The following is an 18,946-nucleotide window of genomic DNA, read 5'->3' on the forward strand; positions in this document are numbered from 1 at the left end:
TGATATATCAATACCTCCGTTTAACTTTTTTTAGACACACTATGAGATGTATAAACGCCCCACCTTAGTCAGCCCGTCAGACATTGCCTACCCCTCGAATGCTCTCAATCCCTACAGGCATCCAATCCACTCGGTCAAACTCAGACTAGAATTAGAATGGACGTGACGTTCTCTAGTAGCCAAAGTGCCAGACTCTTTGCCATTGCGCGATCGCTATCTTGCCTTAATCGATGAAATTGTCGAAACCACCCTCAAGGGCAAAATTAGCTCTGTTGAGATGGTGTATCAAATGCTGCTTAAAGGAATTACTTCCGGTACAGGGGAAGTCTTTGAGCTAGCTTTGAGCGATCGCCTGAATGTTCTCCAAAGCCAAGTTGATAGTGAAAAAGACGAACTCAAAAAAGCTAAAGCTACTCGGAGTTTGAGAGCTATTAAAACTATTCAAAGTCAATGGCAACGCTGGCAAGAGCAAAACAAAGCCACAGAAGCGATCGCCTCCGCAGTTACAGAAATTACCACAGCCACTGCTGACGAGCGTCTAGCGGTGTTTTTAAGGGTTACTGATCCCAATCAGAAGTATCCGCTAAATTTACAACAGCTACAGCAGTTGTCAAAAGCATTACAGCAATTTGCCCAGGCAGATGCTGATTTACAACAATTTTCCGAAGGTATTACCCGTGGTTTAGCTTCTTGGCAGCGATTGCAAGACAACTTGCTCAGTTGGATGTACGAGCAAAAAGAATCTCTGGGATTTGGCGGCGTACCGGGAGAACGTGGCCCTTGGGCAAGTTGGGCGAAACAACTCAATAGTGAGTTACCCCAAGCACTGCTTCGCACCTTAGCTATGGAAGAATCTGCAATAGAGTTTGCCGAGCGACAACGGGGGATCACCCTTAGAGATTGGGTGGAAATGGCATTGATTTTACAGTACTTGCAACGGGGACTAATTAACTGGTTTGACCAACAAGCTTACGATGTTAAAGCCGGGCCAAAGTTGTCCATTTCCACTTTTTTGACCTTTGCAGTGATTTGGAGTCAGTTAGCAAGTGGTTTTGGCAGCATTGGGAAAGTTTACGGCGATGCCTGTTCTCAAATTATGCTCCAGATTTTGCGAACCTTTGCCCAGCGTCCATATTTTCCCTTTTACGGCGGGATTTTTGCCTCTTTTACTGGCACTTATTTGCGAGATGCCCTAGATTATTTGGATGAACCGCTACGACGAGGCGAGGGAACCCAAGAAAAGGCGCGGATTTTGACCCTTTTAGGCTATTCGCAGCGTGCTTTAGGACAATACCAGCGCTCTATTGATTTTCATCAGGAGGCGTTAGAGATAGCCAGAAATGCAGGCGATCGCCCCTGTGAAATCGCCAATCTCAACCACCTCAGCCGCACCTATGTGCAACAGCAAAATTATGCTGAGGCAATTAACTACAGTCAACGAGCATTAATACTGAGTCGGCAAGCAGGCGATCGCACAGGGGAAGCAAACGCGCTGGTAAATTTAGGTTACAGCGAAGTTATGCAAGCTCAACAACTGGAGAATCTAGAACCTGAAACCTATGAAGCCGCAATTAACTATTTAGAACAAGGTTTAAAATTATCAGAAAAATTAGGCGATATTCAAAGTAAAGCCTTATGTGTCAGCAGTTTAGGAATTGCCTATTTAGTAATTGGAGAACACCAAACTGCAATTAAATATCTTGAAGATGGCTTTAAAACAGCACAACTTTCCGGTGATTTGTATCTTCAAGGGCGTAACTTAGCTTATTTATCAGAAGCTTATTACCATCTACAAAACTCTGAAAAAACTGTTTACACTGGCTGTTTGGGAATGTATCTTTTGGAGCAAATTGCTTCTCGGGAATGGCGTCAAGCGGCAGGATTACTAACAATTTTACAAGGACAGATAGGGGCAGAAGCTTTTCAAAATTTCTTACAGCAACATCGCCCTAAAATCATTGCGGTTATTGGTGTAGATGGGTATGATCACATTCCGCAATTGTTAGAAGAATATAAACAAGATATTTAAGGGTGACGATGAGATGAACATTTAAGCACTTAAATATTAGTAAAATAGTTCATCTTATCGACACACTGGTAACAAAATAACCAATTTTTAATTGCTAGAAACCTTCATTTTTAAAGCTCTTTGCAGAATGAAACAGTCTTGCTTTTTAAGGGGTTGGGGGATCTCTTCTGCGTAAAATCCTAATAAAAAACCAACCTAACTGGCTGCAACAACAGCAGTGTCATTTACTAACTTGCCATCTTCCATGTATACGATGCGATCGGCAATATCTAGAATGCGGTTGTCATGAGTAACTAAGAGAATAGTACAATCCTGTTCTTTAGCTAGGCTTTGCATCAGGTTAACTACATCTCGTCCCGATTTACTGTCAAGGGCGGCGGTGGGTTCATCTGCTAAGACAATTTTAGGACGACCGACCAACGCACGAGCGATCGCAACTCTTTGTTTTTGTCCCCCAGATAAATCATCAGGATAATAATTCAGGCGATGCCCTAATCCTACCTCCTCTAACATTTGGGCTGACCGGGTTTTCATTTCTGCAGGTGAAATATTATTATGTACTTCCAAGCCCATTCTGACGTTCTGGAGTACTGTCAGGCTACCGTGCAAGTTGTGCGCTTGGAAAATATAACCGTTACTGCGTCGCGCTTGGGTAAGTTGTCCTTTATTAGCGCCACACAGTTCTTGTTCCAATATTTGCAAACTGCCGGATTGGGCAGAACGCAAGCCGCCGACTAAGGTGAGAAGTGTAGTTTTACCAGAACCAGAAGGCCCAGTCATAATAATAATTTCGCCGGCGTTAATATCCAGGTTGATATCAAAGAGAACTTGCTTGCGGAGTTGACCATGACCAAAATAGTGGTCGAGATTTTTAACAGAGATGACGGGTTTGCTAGTCATAAATAGCTCGATTACTCGTGATGATTGTCATTTGTCCTTAGTCATTAGTCCTTTTGAGTAACAAATGACAAATGACTAATGACAAAGGACTAATTTCAAAACATATCTGCCGGATCAGCTGACTGTAATTTCCGGGTGGCGATCGCACCAGAAATTACACACATAATCATAGTTAGAGTTAATACCGTTAAGGCCCGGCCTACGGTCATATAAAGTGGTAAATTGGTAGCATTACGAGTTAAATGATAAAGTCCTAAAGGTGCGATCGCTCCTGGAATAAAACCTAAAACTGCCAAAATTATCGCCTCTTCAAACACCACACCTAATAAGTAGAGATTGTTATACCCCATTGCTTTGAAAGTGGCGTATTCTTTTATATGAGAATTCACATCTGTAGAAAGAACTTGATAGACGATAATCACGCCCACCATAAACCCCATTGCTACACCCAGGCTGAAGATAAACCCGATAGCCGTATTTGTTTTCCAGTAATTTATTTCAAATTCGATAAATTCTGCTTTAGTTAAAACTTTAACATCATCATCCAAATAAGCTTCTAAAGTTGTTTTCATTTGCTTTGGGTCGTAGCCTGGTTGTAGTTGCACTAAACCTAGACTGACACCGCTAGCTTCTCGTCTGGGAAATAGTCGCAGAAAGTTCTGGTCGTTGGTGATTAAAGTACCATCGGCTATGAAGGAAGCCCCGACAGAGAATAAGCCGCTAATGGTAATTGTCCGGCGTTCTATTTCCGTTGTGACAGTTTTACCTTGTTCAATTTTAGCGATCGCATCATTATAATCTCCTCTAGAGGCGCGATCAAACAAAACGGTATCTGGTAGCTTAACAGCATCTATCTGGCGATTCACATCCGCTAAGTTAAACACTTGCTGATCGGGATTGAACCCCATAACTAATATTGTCGTCTTCTGATGTGTTTGGGGATTTTTCCAATCAACAATGTTGATATACATTCCTTCTGCTGACTTTACACCTAGTATATCCATTGTTTGATACAGCCGTCGCCGCGTAAAGCTAGACATATTTGCTAGGTTACGTGCTTGGGGACTGATGACAAACATATCAGCCTGCATACTGCGATGTAGGATTGTGTTACTTTCAAACAGGGCATTCTGAAACCCTAGCTGCATGAACATCAGAACATCGGCAAAGGCAATGCCTGACAATGCTACCAAAAGACGGCCTTTTTCATGACTCAGTTGCAACCATCCTAAAGGCGTTCGTCGCCGCACTTGTTCGATTAATTTCATAATAGTGGAAGTGGGGAGTGGGGAGTGGGGAGATGGGGGAGCAGGGGGAGCAGGGGGAGATGAGGGGGACAAGGGAGATGAGGGGGACAAGAAGAATGCCCAATGCCCCATGCCCCATGCCCAATGCCCAATTTCCAATGCTCAATTCCCTTTAAAGTTCAATTACTGCCTTGACTTGCAAATTAGTTAAGCTAGAAGCATTTTGGCTAGATAGTTTATTCAGTTGCACATGGACTTCCACTACTCTGGCATCAATATTGCTAGAGGGATCAGTGTTGATCAGATTTTGCCGCTTTACCTGCATACCAATCCAATCCACTCTTCCCTCTAATTCATTGCGTAGGGAATCACTACTTACCCGCACCTCCTGTCCGGGACGCACTTTCTTGATATCACTTTGGTAGACTTCTACTACTGCATACATCTGGTCGGTTTGACCTACAGCCACAATTCCTTCATTGCCAACAGTTTCTCCGGCTCGTGTATTAATCTCCAAAATTCGACCGGCTTTAGGAGCTACAACGTATGCCTGCGCCAGTTGTACTCTAATTTTATCCGCCGTGGCTTGAGCGCTGTCTACCTCTGCTTGTGCGTTTGCTATATCTGTTGGACGGACTTCAGCAGTTTGATTCAAGTTAGCTTTTGCTTCGTTAATCTGCTGTTGCAAGCTGGCGAGGGTTTGATCCTGGTTGGCTTTTGCTTCGTTAAGTTGCTGTTGTAGGGTTGCGACAGTTCTTGTCTGGGTGGCTTGGCTTTCAATTAACGCTTGAGTGGAAGTTTCGGCGTTTAAGCGTCTGTTATCAACTTCTTGGCTGGAAATTGCTCCTGCTTTATATAAAGTCTCATAGCGCTGCACGTCAGCTTCGGCATTACGTCTCTCGGCTGCTACGCGAGCCACCGTTGCTTGCAAGCTCCGTTGTTGCCCAAGGAGTTCTGCTTCTATACGATTAATTGTGGCTTGCTGAGTTTTAATGTTTCCTTCTAGTTCTACTTGCAAACGATTCACGGTAGCTTGACGCGCTCCAATTTCTCCCTGTTTGGCTCCAGCTTTTACCTGGTTAAGGCGAGATTTGGCAACTTGAACTTGTTTTTGTGCTTCAGCCAAACTAGCTTGTAGGCGATCGCGGTTGTCCATAATCGCAATTACCTGCCCAGCTTTAACGCGATCGCTTTCTTTTACCAATAGTTGTTCTACCCGATTTCCTTCACCACTTGAAGAAGGCGCTGACAGTTTTATTACCTCTCCCTTTGGTTCCAACCGCCCTAATGCTGTTACCGTTTTTACCACAGGCTGAACTGCTACTGGTGTTTTTTGTTTTTCATTAGCTGTAGCCTGAAACTTCATCACAGCATAAACACTGATTCCGCCTATTGCTAGAGATGTAATTATTGCAAGTATAACAGGCGATCGCACAAGATTCTGAGAAGACCTTAAACCCTCTGAATTCCTGTTTTGCTCCATACTATTTTCCCTTACCACCAGTAGCAACTTGTACTAAACTGTCCAGTTCAATTAATGCTAAACTAAACGGACTAGTTTAGTCAATATGATACAACTAAACTTGTCAATTAATTTGCAAAGGCATTATGCAGCGAAATGCTATTCCTGCCTCCAGCAAGAACTGCCTCCTTCAACGAAGGGTATATTTATTTTCGCCATTTTGTACTGGGGCATTTTGCAGCATCTATTAATATTGTTTATAAGAAAGGATGATTAATAAATGGTACGCATCAAAGCTGACGAAGTTGATCGAGACAATTCCGTTGATAAAGTGGAGCAAATTCTGCAAGGGGCAATGCAAGAATTCCTTCAACATGGTTATGCTGGCACAAGTATGGATCGGGTAGCAGTAGCAGCAGGTGTTTCTAAAGCGACAGTCTACAGCCACTTTCAAGATAAAGAAGGACTTTTTAAAGTACTGTTAGAGCAACTGGCAAGCAAAAAGAACATCTCTATTTTTGGCACAGAACCTATTGAGGGAGAACCAGCCGCCATACTGCACCAGGTAGCAACCAAAGCATTAGAGCAGATGCTTAACGACAAAGAACATAGTGCATTTATGCGAGTACTAATCGGAGAATCTGGGCGTTTTCCTGAGTTAGCTCAAATTTGTGTTCAGGCGATGATTAAGCCAGTAGCGGAAACTCTCACTCACTACTTAGCGGCTCCTGAATTAAACATACCTGACCCAGAGGCAACAGCGAGAATTCTCTTAGGAGCATTGGTGCATTTTCATATTACTCAAAATGTGATGCATGGACAGGACATTGTACCAATGGAAAGCGATCGCCTGATTGATGCCTTGACACACCTAATCACTAAATGCACTGATTGATGCTTAACAATCGATAAAATGAAGAGAATTTTCAATCCCCCAATGCCTCTTTTATACGTAAAGCGCATTAGATAAATCCAAAAGCCGCACTTTTAAATGTCAGTGCGGCTTGCAGAAATCAATATTCGTACAAAGGATCTGAGATGTTTTGATGTCCCAGTACTTGGGGTTATGACATCCCCCACTGGTTTAAGGTTCCATCCTCATCTCCAGTGTAGCTCTGTGCAAGCGGGAGTGGATGCACAGCGAAAAAATCCCCTTGCTGTCTTCAGTGGGGAGAATCTCAATGTTTTTTCCATAGAAGCTACAGTGTTGCCTCCAGCTTTTTTTGTTCCTAACAAGCTCTCACCAATATATCCTCTAGCGATCGCAAGATTAACTAGGCAGGAATCACTTGAACAACTAGTGCGCGTTTATCCAGCGATTGGATTTTACCTACTTGACTGAGATCATTTGCAATTCGGTCTAGCAGTTCTCCCGCTTTGTCACGATATTGATGTTCTCGGCCTCGTAAACGGATGGCAAACTTGACTGAATCGCCTTTACTCAACCATTCACCTGCTTGTTGGATGCGTAAATTGTAATCAGCCACGCCCACGTTTAGGCCAAATCGAACTTCCTTTACCGTGGGTCTAGCACTCTGGCTCTGACGTTTTTTCTTTTGATACTGAAGCTTGCCATAGTTGAGAATCTTGGCGATTGGAGCCTCTTTACCTTGGGAGACTACAACTAAGTCAAGCTCTAAACTCTCGGCTAGCTGTAGCGCCTCATTGGTGTCGATCAGACCACGATTGTTATTCTCATGGTCAATCAAGAAGACGCTAGGTGACTTGATTTGTGAATTAATCAGTTGCTTTTGGATTGCGATAACGAATTTCTCCTAATTGTTCAACATTTTACATTCCAAGTAATGCTAATTTAACACAACGCTGAATTAGAGCAACTTTAACGACACAATGGACTACAATCTGTTAAAATGTGGAATTGCGGCACTCGCTCTTCAGTCTTTGCGCTATTGCCCATCAGCCTTTCAACGCTTTTTTATCCGTCCGCCTAAGACTGACGCCGCCATTGGCGACAGGCCGATGTTATTTTTGGAGTTTTATGTCTTTTTCTAATCTCGGCTTGTCCAATGAAATTATCCGTGCGGTTACCGAACGCGGGTACACTGAACCCACGCCAATTCAGATGCAGGCGATTCCTGCCGTCTTGTCGGGTAGCGATTTGCTAGCTGGGGCACAAACTGGTACTGGAAAGACCGCTAGTTTTACCCTACCGCTTCTGCATCGGTTGTCGTCTGACAAGAGCATCAAAGGTACATATAAGGGATACCCGCCGATCCGGGCGCTGATTCTTACCCCCACTCGTGAACTTGCCGCACAGGTAGAAGAAAGCGTGCGCGAGTACGGCAAGTACTTGCAGCTAAACTCAATGGTGATGTTCGGCGGAGTCGGTATTAATCTGCAAAAACAGCGTTTGAAGAACCGAGTAGATATTCTAGTCGCTACTCCAGGGCGACTGTTAGACCATGTACAGCAGGGCACGCTGAACCTATCGCATATTGAGGTTTTGGTGCTAGATGAAGCAGATCGGATGCTGGACATGGGCTTTATTCATGATATCCGCCGCATCCTCTCACTCTTGCCCAAACAGCGACAAAATTTGCTATTCTTCGCTACTTTCTCGGATAAAATTAAGACACTCGCCGCCGGTCTGCTTAATAACCCGACGATGATTGAGGTAGCACGCCGCAACGTTACCGCCGAGACGATCGCACAGAAAATTTATCAGGTAGACCGTGACAAGAAACGCCAATTACTTGCTCACCTGATTCGTCGAGATAATTGGTATCAAGTGCTAGTGTTCACCCGCACTAAGTATGGCGCTGATCGTTTGGTTAAGCAGTTGGGCGAAGACCGCATTCAAGCACTGGCAATCCACGGGAATAAGAGCCAGCCGGTGCGTACCAATGCTCTGGCAAAGTTCAAAAATGGCAGCTTACAGGTATTGGTGGCTACAGATATTGCTGCTAGGGGTCTTGATATCAGCGAACTGCCTCATGTAGTTAACTTTGATCTACCCAATGTACCAGAGGATTATGTTCATCGCATTGGGCGTACTGGCCGCGCTGGCGCGTCAGGTGAAGCCGTATCGCTGGTGTCCGTCGATGAATACCCTCTATTGAAAGATATCGAAAAACTGATTGAGCAGCGCTTGCCAAGGGAAGTAGTGGCGGGTTTTGCGCTCAACCCCGATATCAATCCCGAACCAATCCCAAATGGACGGCAACACAGAGCCAAACCTGAACATGATAAGCGTCCGGCTCGTACTCCTAAACCTTTACCACAGACATCGGCTAAACGTAAGGCAGCGCCACCGGCTACGAATGGCGATAAGCCTGGTGCTCGTTCGTCGGCATCGCGCCGTTCTGCTAAACGCGATCGCTAATCTTCTTTAGCTGTTCAACTGGAAAACCTCACTTCCATGTAGGGGTACGAAGTGAAACCCAACAAATGCCCGAAAATGTTGGGTTACCCTGCGGGAAGCCCCTTTGGGTCTACGTTCCTCAACCCAACCTTGTATCTTAGAAATAGTAGTAGACCGTCCCCCTTCTTCATCGGGGGGAACTACAGGGGGGTTAAAACGATCTCAAATTCTCACGAATGATTTAGGACTGCTATATAAGCAACAGATACCTCGAAGTCGTGTTGAGGTACTTAAAAGTCGTGTTGAAGTACTTAAAAGTCGTGTTGAGGTACTTAAAAGTCGTGTTGAGGTACTTCAAAGTCGTGTTGAGGTACTTAAAAGTCGTGTTGAGGTACTTCAAAGTCGTTTTGAGGTACTTCAAAGTCGTTTTGAGCTACTTCAAAGTCGTTTTGAGGTACTTCAAAGTCGTTTTGAGGTACTTCAAAGTCGTGTTGAGGTACTCCGAAGTCGTGTTGGAGTACTTCAAACTTTGTCGCACCGCGATCAAGTACACAGGTGCGACGCCGTAAGCGTTGCGGTAGCGAGTCAGACGCTCCTGCGTCGCTAACGCTACGCTATCGAGCGTCATAGCCCGCCAACTCTTGGAGACGCACTCGCGTTCGGCATCGCTTTCATAAATCTCCACAAACAAAGTGATGTCTACGACGGGCTATTCGGCGTCACTTGGCTTTTAAAACAGTCGCTACAAATCTTCAAAACCTACGCAGTATTGGACTAGGGGGTTAGGTTTCGCTCTCTTCTTTTCTACATAACGTGAAAAGTCATTTCTAATCAAGAATTAGGTTGAGTGTAAGTGCGAGGCTATAACAACTCTGTAATCGAAAATAACCGTTGTCGGTCTATTTTCTGAAGCTTAATTTTTTCAGCGTAGAAAGCCTGATAATAAGATTGATACCGCTCTGGTTCAGCTTCTGGATCGGTTTGTTGCCATAGTTCCAAAAAGTGGCGATAGCGTTTTTCAAGCATCACTAAATCCATGCAAGCGATCGCAGCTTGAACCACTTGCGGAGTCCGAAGTATTTCTTTCTGGTTTTTTTCATCCACATGAAATAAATGAGAAATTAACCCCATCTCACTACCAAATTCTAAGAACTGGTCTTGCAGGCGGGAAATTAAATCTGATTGAGACGCCAAATTTATCGTCTCTCCATCAACTGATGAAATTTCTAAAATCTGTTGCCATAAAAATCGGTGGTGGGAAAGGCTAAATTGCAAATCTCGCTCCTCTAGTTCGTCAATAATCGCTTGACGCTGTTCAGGACAATGCAAGTAAATTCGCAATAATAGGGCTTCTGCGTGTTCTAAAAGACTGCGTTCTGTGGGGAGAGACGCGATTAATCGCGTCTGTACGGAGTTGGGAGAGACGGGATTAATCGCGTCTGTACTAGGGAGTGGGGATTTGCTACCCCCCCATGCTTTTCTGACTGATACAGGTTTAGAGTATGTAGCCGGAGGGGGAGCAATTTGAGTTAGCAGATTTTCGACTCGTAGGGGTATAAGTCTGGTATCTCCTAAGCTGAGTATTTCTGCACAGTAGGAAACGTAATAGTTGCGTGTATCGCTGTTAGCTATATTTTTAAGTAATTTGACTATTTGCTGAGTTACTTGCTGAAAATCAGTAGCCTGTCTCAAATCACGGTCTTGAATAATTTGCTGAATTTGCCAGTCTAACCAAAGTGGCGCATTTTTTAGTAGTTCTCCATAATCTTCTGGGGAACGCTTGTGCAAGTATTCATCAGCATCTTTACCATCGGGTAAATTGAGAACCTTTAGCTGAACTTCGCCTTTGTATGCTAATTCGGCAATTTCACCGATCGCTCTTTCGGCTGCATTGGTTCCGGCTTTATCAGCATCAAAGTTGAGTACTAATTGTTTCGATTCGGTGTAGCGTAATATTAACCGGACTTGTTCTAAGCTTAAGGCTGTACCGAGCGAGGCGACGGCATTATTAATACCAGCAGCGTGGAGAGCGATCGCATCAAAATATCCCTCTACCACCACTGCTTGATCAAGTTGAGAAATCCCACCTTTGGCTTGATCGAGGGCAAATAATGTTTTACCTTTACTAAAAAGTTCAGTTTCTGGTGAATTCAGATATTTAGGTTGTTCATCAGTCAGGGTTCTACCACCAAAGGCAATGACGCGCCCTTGGACATCACGGATGGGAATCATCAAGCGATCGCGGAATACATCATAATAACCGCCTCCTTCCTTGCGTGGCTTAATCAATCCCGCTTTTTCCAGTATCTCCGCTGGGTAATGTTTATCTTCCACTAAATAACGATAGAGAGTTTCCCAACCTGCGGGGGCATAACCTAAACCAAATTGCTGTATAGTTTCTTCTTTGAGTTGGCGGTTAGATTGCAAATATTGAAGTGCCTTTTGCCCTTGTGATTGTCTCAGCGCGTGTTGATAAAACTGGGCGGACGTTGCCAGAACTTCATATAACTGCTCACGCAAAGATAGCTGACGCTGTAATTCTTGGCGTTGTTCGGGTAAGAGTGTTTGTACAGGTACTTGGTAACGCCGTGCTAAATCCAGCACCACATCAGCAAAAGAACGCTTTCCCAACTCCATGACAAACTTAATGGCATTTCCTCCGGCTTGACAGCCGAAGCAATAGTACATTTGCTTGGTTTGGCTGACAGTGAAACTGGGAGATTTTTCATCGTGGAAGGGGCACAAACCGACGAAATCTTTCCCGCGTTTGCGTAAAACTACGTATTCCGAGACGACATCTACAATATCAGCCCGTAGTTTAACTTCCTCAATTGTGTCTGGGTGCAAGCGGGGGATTTGCATATTTAGTCATTAGTCATTGGTCATTGGTCATTAGTCATTGGTCATTGGTCATTGGGTATTGGGCATTGGGCATGGGGCATTGGGCATTGGGCATTGGGCATTGGACAATAATTAATAGTTCTTCTGCCTTGCTTCCTCATCTCCCTCATCTCCCTCATCTTCCCCACTCCCCACTCCCCACTCCCCACTCCCCACTCCCTGGACATTAACTTTGGAGAAATAACAAAGGATAAATGACTTTAGACTTCTGATGGCTATTATATTCTTGTTGCTAGACCAAGAAGCATCTATATAATTGCTTACATTTAATTTTATCAGAGGAATTACTTAAAATGGGGCGTATTTTTATTTCAGCGGCTCACGGAGGTAAAGAAGCCAGAGGAATTGATCCAGGTGCGATCGCAGGTGGTACAACTGAAGCCAAAGAAATGATTCTGCTGCGGGATTTGATTGTCACGGAACTGAGGGCGCGGAATGTGGAAATTTTGGCAGTCCCTGATGACTTGAGTGCCGCCCAAACTATCACCTGGATTAATTCCCGCGGCCGCCGGGGTGATGTCGCCCTAGAAATTGAATCGGATGCGGCTAATAGCCCTTCTGTGCGTGGAGCTAGCGTTTTCTACATTGCTAATAATAGCGATCGCAAGACCAATGCTGAACAATTGCTAGTGGGGTTGTTGCGCCGCGTACCCCAATTGCCGAATCGGGGAGTCAAGCCAGATACAAATAGTGGCTTAGGTAGTTTAGCATTCTGTCGCCAGACAACGCTTCCAGCTTTAGTGATGCAAGTGGCGTTTCTCAGCAATCCAGAGGATCGGGCTTTGCTGCAAAGTCGTCGCCGCGATTTTGCTTTGGGAATTGTCGATGGACTAGTAACTTGGAGTCGTGTGATTGACCCCACTCCTGGAACTCCGATCGAAGCAAATTATCCGCCAATTAATATTAATATTAATGGACAAAAATACTCAGAGCAAGGAGTTTTAGTTAATGGTAATGCTTACATTCCCATTGATTTAGTAGACCGTTTGCAGATTGACCTTTCAAAAACGGCTAATGTCAATCGGATTACCTATCGCAAAGTAGTTTATGTTAAAGCGATCGAACTGCGAGATTTTAATATTGCAGTAAGTTGGGATGCTGCAACGCGTACTGTTAGCTTGCGATCGAATTTGGTGGTTTGCCCTGGTCAATTTTCGCGGGTGATGTCGAACGGTAATACTTCCGAAGTACAGTTACAATTATTTCTTAGAAACAATAATGAAAATGCTTTAGTAAGCTTTCCTGACATCCCAAAACTTTATCGGGAAGAAGCAGGTATAGAGGGAGTGAACTATGATATTGCCTTTTGCCAAATGTGTGTAGAAACTGGATTTTTACGGTTTGGTGGCGATATTAGACCTGAGCAAAATAACTTTGCAGGCTTAGGTGCGATCGGTGGTGGTTCGGAAGCTGCATCTTTTCCGAGTGCCAGAATTGGAGTGAGGGCACACATCCAACATTTGAAAGCTTACGCAAGTTTAGAACCTTTGGTACAGGAAGTAGTAGATCCAAGGTTTCGCTTTGTCACACGCGGGATTGCACCATTAATTGATCAGCTATCAGGGCGGTGGTCAGCAGATTTAGATTATGGCACGAAGATTTCAGCAATGCTCAAACGATTATATGAATCAGCAGGACTTCTTTGAGTATTGAGTAAATAAACTTGCACTAATTACTTGAACCCTCTCTTTCTTAGCGTACTTGGCGGTTCGTTTAAGAAATATTAAGTGCATCCTCATAGCGAAATGATATGAGGTTCTGCACAACGCGATCGCAAACCCAATACGGTTCGGTTAAGTCCAAAAAATAAAAATGTGTAGGTTGGGTTGAGGAACGAAACCCAACATTTTGCGGGGTTTTTTGGGTAACACAAATGTTCAACCTAACCGTATTGCTCGCAAACCTGGTCTGCTTCAGGCATAAAAATGCCGTAAAGTTGTTGTAAACTTGATAGCAATTAAGAAGACAGACCGTGATCGTTCCATCAAGCAGTAGAGCGTTAGTAGCAAGTCATAACAGTAGTTTAAAGTTTACCAGCCTCGCAAAACTATCAAGTGGAAACTTGCTTGCAGAAGTTGATCTTAGTCGGGCTGTAGCAAGTTTAAAGCTAAGGCAAGATAAAAAAGGGTCGATGGGTCAGTTTCTCACTCCCGCTTCAGTAGCCCAATTGATGGCTGGGATGTTTAGCCTGGATTTGCCTGAAATATCCTTGCTTGATGCTGGAGCAGGAATCGGTTCATTACTAGCGGCTTTTGTGGCACAAGTATGCGAACAGCGAAAACCCACGTCAAGTTTGCGCGTTGTAGCATACGAAATTGACCCTTTTCTAATTCGATATTTGCATCAGACTCTAGAGTTGTGTGAGAAGGAATGTGAAGATGTGGGTATTTCCTTCAATTATGAAATTCGTGAGACTGATTTTATTGAAGATGCAGTCAGGCTGCAAAAGCTTGGTTTATTGAATAGTGCGATGCCTACGGCGGTAAACTACGCAACAGAATTTACTCATGCTATTCTCAACCCGCCTTATTTGAAAATCAATGCTCATTCCAAGGTGCGTGAATTGCTGCGTTCCATCGGTTTGGAGACTAGCAATCTTTATACTGGTTTTATGGCTGCTACAGCGCAACTTCTAAAACCAAATGGGGAGTTTGTAGCGATTACCCCGCGCAGTTTTTGTAATGGGCCCTATTTTCGTGACTTTCGCAAGATGTTTTTAGAAATGATGGCTTTAGAGCAAGTACATCTTTTTGAGTCGCGGCAAGAAGCATTTAGTGACGATGAGGTTTTGCAGGAAACTATCATCATCCAAGCTATAAAACAAAGGCAAAAATCTAGCAGCGTCATCATCAATACCAGTTCTGGTGCTAATGATGACTTGATCATGTCACACTCTGTACCATATACAGCATTAGTTAAACCTGATGATCTAGAGCAGTTTATTCACATTATTCCAGATAAGATTAGCCAGCAAATCGTTCAAAAAATGGCACTTTTAAGCTGTAGGTTGAAAGATTTAGGACTAACAGTTTCAACCGGACGGGTAGTAGATTTCCGAGTAAAAGATTATCTAATGAAAAATCCAGAAAACAATACTGTTCCATTAATTTATCCGGTGAATTTATCAAATGGATATGTAGAGTACCCAAAAATAACTAAAAAGCCCCAAGCAATAGTTCATATAGAAAAAACAGCGAATATTTTAATACCAAATGAGCATTATGTCTTATGCAAAAGATTTTCATCGAAAGAAGAGAAAAGGCGTGTTGTTGCGGTGGTTTATGATGCCGACCAATTTAATTATGCCTATGTCGGCTTTGAAAATCACTTGAATTACTTTCATAAAGATGGGCGTGGACTTAGCCTTACCTTGGCTCGTGGGCTTGCTGTTTATCTCAATTCAACCCTAGTTGATGCTTTTTTTCGGTTGTTCAATGGGCATACTCAGGTCAATGCAACAGATTTGCGAAAATTAAATTACCCTAATTTGTCACAGCTATTGTCATTAGGGACGGGGATTAAAAAGCAGTTTCCTTCTTTGCGGGAAATTGATGAACTTATCGAAAATAAGCTACTGAGTATGTCGAATCTGTCAGAGAATAATCCAATTGCAACTAAGTCTCGAATTGATGAAGCGTTGCAAATATTGACACAATTGGGTTTTCCACGAGCACAGCTTAACGAACGGTCAGCTTTAACTCTCTTGGCGTTGCTTGACTTAAAACCGACAGACTCTTGGCAATTAGCAACTTCTCCTTTGATGGGAATTACACCAATGATGAACTTTATGGCTCAACATTATGGCAAAACCTATAAGCCCAACACACGGGAAACAGTTCGCCGCCAGACAGTGCATCAATTTCTGGATGCAGCTTTGATAGTTGCTAATCCAGATGATTTAAGCCTCCCTATCAACAGTCCCAAAACTGTATATCAAATCGACGAAAGTGCGCTCGAACTATTACGAACCTACGGTACTGACGAATGGGAAAAGAGCATTTTTACTTACCTTGCTTCAGTTGAAACTTTGAAAAAGCAATATGCTCAAGAGCGCGAAATGTCCCGTATTTCCATAGTAATTAACGGAGAAATTAAAACTTTATCGCCAGGTGGTCAGAATATTCTGATTGAAAAAATTATTAATGATTTTGCCCCTCGTTTTACTCCTAGTGGAAAACTTATCTATGTTGGCGATACAGATGAAAAGTTCGCCCACTTCGATGAAACAGCGTTGGCAGATTTGGGCGTTAATATTGATTCCCACGGCAAAATGCCAGATGTGATTATTCACTTTACAACAAATAACTGGTTGGTGTTGATTGAAGCTGTAACCTCACATGGCCCAATTAATGCTAAACGCAAAAAGGAACTTGAAGTCTTATTCAGAGATGTCCAAATACCTCTAGTGATGGTAACAACATTTCTCAGCCGTAAGGCAATGGTGGCATATCTGGCAGAGATTGCTTGGGAAACAGATGTTTGGGTTGCTGATGATTCAACTCACCTGATTCATTTCAATGGTGAATATCTATTGCAGGCTTACCAAATCGAAAATAAGCAAACTTCTTGAATATAAAGCAATATGCTTGGTGTTAGTGATATTTTGCCCCGGAAGATACCCCCAACCCCAATACGGTTCAGTTAAGAAGAATCGTAGGTTGGGTTTCACTTCGTTCAACCCAACAAAGCCTTGATAATGTTGGGTTTCGTTCCTCAACCCAACCTACACCAGTTTTATTTTTTAGCCTTAACTGAACCGTATTGCCCCCAACCCTCTTTAAAAAGGCTACGGTGTACACATGCTGTGCTTGCTACCGCCTGGTTTATTTACCTGAAAATTGGTGTAACTATTTTGCTCAAAAAATCGTCTCTGTAGTTTCACTAATGCCAATGTAGCGACTCATCTGCTAGAGATTTGAAAGGTTTACTGTTATATAATAAATGCTTGCCAGAGTTTGGAGTGCATCAATTGTAGGCATCGATGCCGTCAAAGTCGGCGTGGAAGTCGATGTGTCAGGGGGATTACCGGGAATTGTTGTCTTGGGACTGCCAGATTCAGCGATTCAAGAATCAAGAGAAAGAGTCAAAGCAACGCTGAAGAATGCAGGTTTCGCCTTTCCCATGCGAAAAATTGTGATCAATTTAACTCCGGCAGATTTACGGAAAGAAGGCCCCTGTTTTGATTTGCCTATTAGTGTGGGAATTTTGGCGGCTTCTGAGCAAGTTAGCGCTGATTTGTTGGGGGATTATCTATTCTTGGGCGAAGTCTCTCTAGATGGCAGTTTGCGTCCGGTGGCTGGTGTTTTACCGATCGCAGCAGCAGCCCAAAAGATGGGAATTGCAGGTTTAGTTATCCCTGCTGATAATGCCCAAGAAGCAGCAGTGGTTCAAGACTTGGCTGTTTACGGCTGCAAACATCTGTCTGATGTGGTGGATTTTTTAAATAATCCCGGACGTTACAAACCTGTGCAAATTGATCATACAACGGAGATAGCAACAGTATCTTACCCTGGCGCAGATTTGCATGATGTGAAAGGACAAGCTCATGCGCGTCGTGCTTTAGAAATTGCTGCTGCTGGTGGACACAATTTAATTTTTGTCGGGCCGCCTGGTAGTGGGAAAACCATGTTAGCACGGCGCTTACCAGGAATTTTACCGCCGCTAAGTTTTGCCGAATCTTTAGAAGTGACTCGCATCCATTCGGTGGCTGGTTTATTGAAAAATCGCGGTTCGTTGGTACGCGATCGCCCTTTTCGCAGTCCCCACCACTCAGCATCCGGGCCTTCTCTTGTAGGTGGCGGTAGCTTCCCTCGTCCTGGGGAAATCTCATTATCTCACAGGGGTGTGCTGTTCCTTGATGAACTCACGGAATTTAAACGAGATGTTTTAGAATTTCTGCGTCAACCTTTGGAAGATGGCTATGTGACAATTTCCCGCACCAAACTATCAGTAATGTTTCCCGCGCAGTTTACTTTGGTGGCGAGTACTAATCCCTGTCCATGCGGTTACTATGGCGATACCATCCAACAATGTACTTGTTCTCCCCGCCAACGCGAGCAATATTGGGCAAAACTTTCTGGGCCGTTGATGGATCGAATTGATTTACAAGTTGCGGTGAATCGGTTGAAACCAGAGGAAATTACCCAACAACCTACGGGAGAAGCATCAATAACAGTGCTACAACGAGTGCAACAAGCAAGCGATCGCGCAATTACCCGCTTCCAAGGAGAGGCAAATCTGCGTTGCAATGCTCACATGCAAAGTCGTCATCTCCAGAAATGGTGCAAGCTAGATGATCCTAGCCGCAATTTATTAGAAGTAGCAATTAGAAAATTAGGTTTATCGGCAAGAGCAAGCGATCGCATTCTCAAAGTAGCACGAACTATTGCAGATTTAGCAGGAGAAGATGAGTTAAAAACCAATCATGTAGCGGAAGCGATTCAGTATCGCACAATCGATAGAATGCAGTAAGAATCTTGTGATGATGGCTTAAGTCTGTTAAGGGTTGAGGCAGATAGTTCGTGTTCCCAGCAGCTAGAACAGTAAGGCTAAAGCTGTGATTCTAATAAATCAGTCAGAGTCTAAACTTTATGATAATCAATACTTTATCAGAATCACAGACCGCAAATTTAAAATTCAATATTTTGCTGGAAAATAAAGAAGATGGTAGCGCGATCGCAATGACATACAGGGTATTTCAGGTAAATGAAGTACACGGGTAGGGGCACAACATGTTGTGCCCCTACGATATCTGTACCTCACGCCTGTTGCAATCTGCTGTATTAAATTTTATTATTTCATCGAATAATAAAAACTGGGATGCACCCTTTTGGAACTTCCACAGTATCGTGTTGAAGCCAACACTTAAAAGTGGGTTTAGTAGGAAAAGTAGGATATTTTCTATAAAGCATTAAATAAACTTTTCTTGAAGTTCATTCTTGAGAGGTTCAGCGTACTATTTTTAAAAAAATTAATTTTTTCTTAACCTGTAAAAAATGATTTCGGTGTAATCTGTAGTCATCAGTAAGTTTTAACCATTAATCCTTTTAGTAAAGGATAAGTCGTTGCTGAATCAAAACCAGAAG

Annotated in this window: 16 protein-coding genes; 8 read left to right on the forward strand and 8 right to left on the reverse strand. The window is 43.4% G+C overall.

The features are described 5' to 3' along the window. Nucleotides 1-184: 184 nt before the first annotated feature. Entirely contained in the window at nt 185-2,029 is a 1,845-nt protein-coding gene (locus LC586_RS08175) for a tetratricopeptide repeat protein (protein ID WP_229484080.1), read from the forward strand. 195 nt (nt 2,030-2,224) lie between these two features. Here LC586_RS08175 and LC586_RS08180 read toward each other — a convergent pair whose 3' ends face one another. Both LC586_RS08180 and devC read right to left on the reverse strand, forming a co-directional pair. After that, nucleotides 2,225-2,929: a DevA family ABC transporter ATP-binding protein gene (locus tag LC586_RS08180; RefSeq protein ID WP_229484081.1), complete on the reverse strand. Its 705-nt coding sequence runs from the start codon at nt 2,927-2,929 to the stop codon at nt 2,225-2,227. 95 nt (nt 2,930-3,024) lie between these two features. Further along, nucleotides 3,025-4,200 (reverse strand): ABC transporter permease DevC, encoded by a 1,176-nt coding sequence (gene devC / locus LC586_RS08185; protein WP_229484188.1) that lies wholly within the window; start codon nt 4,198-4,200, stop codon nt 3,025-3,027. Nucleotides 4,201-4,207: 7 nt separating this feature from the next. Here devC and LC586_RS08190 point away from each other — a divergent pair, with 7 nt between their 5' ends. Then, nucleotides 4,208-4,387: a hypothetical protein gene (locus tag LC586_RS08190; RefSeq protein ID WP_229484196.1), complete on the forward strand. Its 180-nt coding sequence runs from the start codon at nt 4,208-4,210 to the stop codon at nt 4,385-4,387. Here the strand turns inward: LC586_RS08190 and LC586_RS08195 are convergent. Beyond that, nucleotides 4,349-5,659: an HlyD family efflux transporter periplasmic adaptor subunit gene (locus LC586_RS08195; protein WP_229484082.1), complete on the reverse strand. Its 1,311-nt coding sequence runs from the start codon at nt 5,657-5,659 to the stop codon at nt 4,349-4,351. The genes LC586_RS08190 and LC586_RS08195 overlap by 39 nt on opposite strands. Nucleotides 5,660-5,918: 259 nt before the next feature. On the opposite strand from LC586_RS08195, the gene LC586_RS08200 reads away from it, so the two are divergent. After that, a complete protein-coding gene (locus LC586_RS08200) occupies nt 5,919-6,533 on the forward strand; it encodes a TetR/AcrR family transcriptional regulator (protein ID WP_229484083.1) in 615 nt (204 codons plus the stop codon). Nucleotides 6,534-6,912: 379 nt separating this feature from the next. Here the strand turns inward: LC586_RS08200 and infC are convergent, their stop codons facing one another. Continuing rightward, nucleotides 6,913-7,401, reverse strand: coding sequence for a translation initiation factor IF-3 (infC, locus tag LC586_RS08205; protein WP_100899045.1), 489 nt, complete (start codon nt 7,399-7,401; stop codon nt 6,913-6,915). Nucleotides 7,402-7,489: 88 nt separating this feature from the next. Between infC and LC586_RS08210 the strand changes: the two genes are divergently transcribed. Continuing rightward, entirely contained in the window at nt 7,490-7,651 is a 162-nt protein-coding gene (locus LC586_RS08210) for a hypothetical protein (RefSeq protein ID WP_220450965.1), read from the forward strand. After that, nucleotides 7,638-8,981 (forward strand): DEAD/DEAH box helicase, encoded by a 1,344-nt coding sequence (locus LC586_RS08215; RefSeq protein WP_229484084.1) that lies wholly within the window; start codon nt 7,638-7,640, stop codon nt 8,979-8,981. Before LC586_RS08210 ends, LC586_RS08215 begins: the two co-directional genes overlap by 14 nt. 229 nt (nt 8,982-9,210) lie before the next feature. Here the strand turns inward: LC586_RS08215 and LC586_RS08220 are convergent, their stop codons facing one another. From LC586_RS08220 to LC586_RS08235, 4 genes are all read right to left on the reverse strand, one after another. After that, complete coding sequence (locus tag LC586_RS08220) at nt 9,211-9,381, reverse strand: hypothetical protein (protein WP_229484085.1); 171 nt, start codon at nt 9,379-9,381, stop codon at nt 9,211-9,213. 12 nt (nt 9,382-9,393) lie between these two features. Further along, entirely contained in the window at nt 9,394-9,645 is a 252-nt protein-coding gene (locus LC586_RS08225; protein WP_229484086.1) for a hypothetical protein, read from the reverse strand. Between the two features lie 176 nt (nt 9,646-9,821). After that, entirely contained in the window at nt 9,822-11,822 is a 2,001-nt protein-coding gene (gene dnaG, locus LC586_RS08230) for a DNA primase (RefSeq protein WP_229484087.1), read from the reverse strand. A 41-nt stretch (nt 11,823-11,863) separates the two neighbouring features. Next, on the reverse strand, nt 11,864-12,010 hold the full coding sequence (locus LC586_RS08235) for a hypothetical protein (RefSeq protein ID WP_229484088.1): 147 nt from the start codon (nt 12,008-12,010) through the stop codon (nt 11,864-11,866). Nucleotides 12,011-12,154: 144 nt separating this feature from the next. On the opposite strand from LC586_RS08235, the gene tftA reads away from it, so the two are divergent. The 3 genes from tftA (at nt 12,155) to LC586_RS08250 (ending at nt 18,332) form a co-directional block, all read left to right on the forward strand. Continuing rightward, nucleotides 12,155-13,507, forward strand: coding sequence for a hormogonium tapered terminus morphoprotein TftA (gene tftA / locus LC586_RS08240; RefSeq protein WP_229484089.1), 1,353 nt, complete (start codon nt 12,155-12,157; stop codon nt 13,505-13,507). A 326-nt stretch (nt 13,508-13,833) separates the two neighbouring features. Then, complete coding sequence (locus tag LC586_RS08245) at nt 13,834-16,431, forward strand: BsuBI/PstI family type II restriction endonuclease (RefSeq protein WP_229484090.1); 2,598 nt, start codon at nt 13,834-13,836, stop codon at nt 16,429-16,431. A gap of 371 nt (nt 16,432-16,802) precedes the next feature. Then, nucleotides 16,803-18,332: a YifB family Mg chelatase-like AAA ATPase gene (locus LC586_RS08250; protein WP_229484091.1), complete on the forward strand. Its 1,530-nt coding sequence runs from the start codon at nt 16,803-16,805 to the stop codon at nt 18,330-18,332. The last annotated feature ends 614 nt before the right edge of the window (nt 18,333-18,946 follow it).

It is taken from the genome of Nostoc favosum CHAB5714 (assembly GCF_020829495.1).
In the GTDB taxonomy this organism is placed as follows: Bacteria; Cyanobacteriota; Cyanobacteriia; order Cyanobacteriales; family Nostocaceae; genus Nostoc; species Nostoc favosum.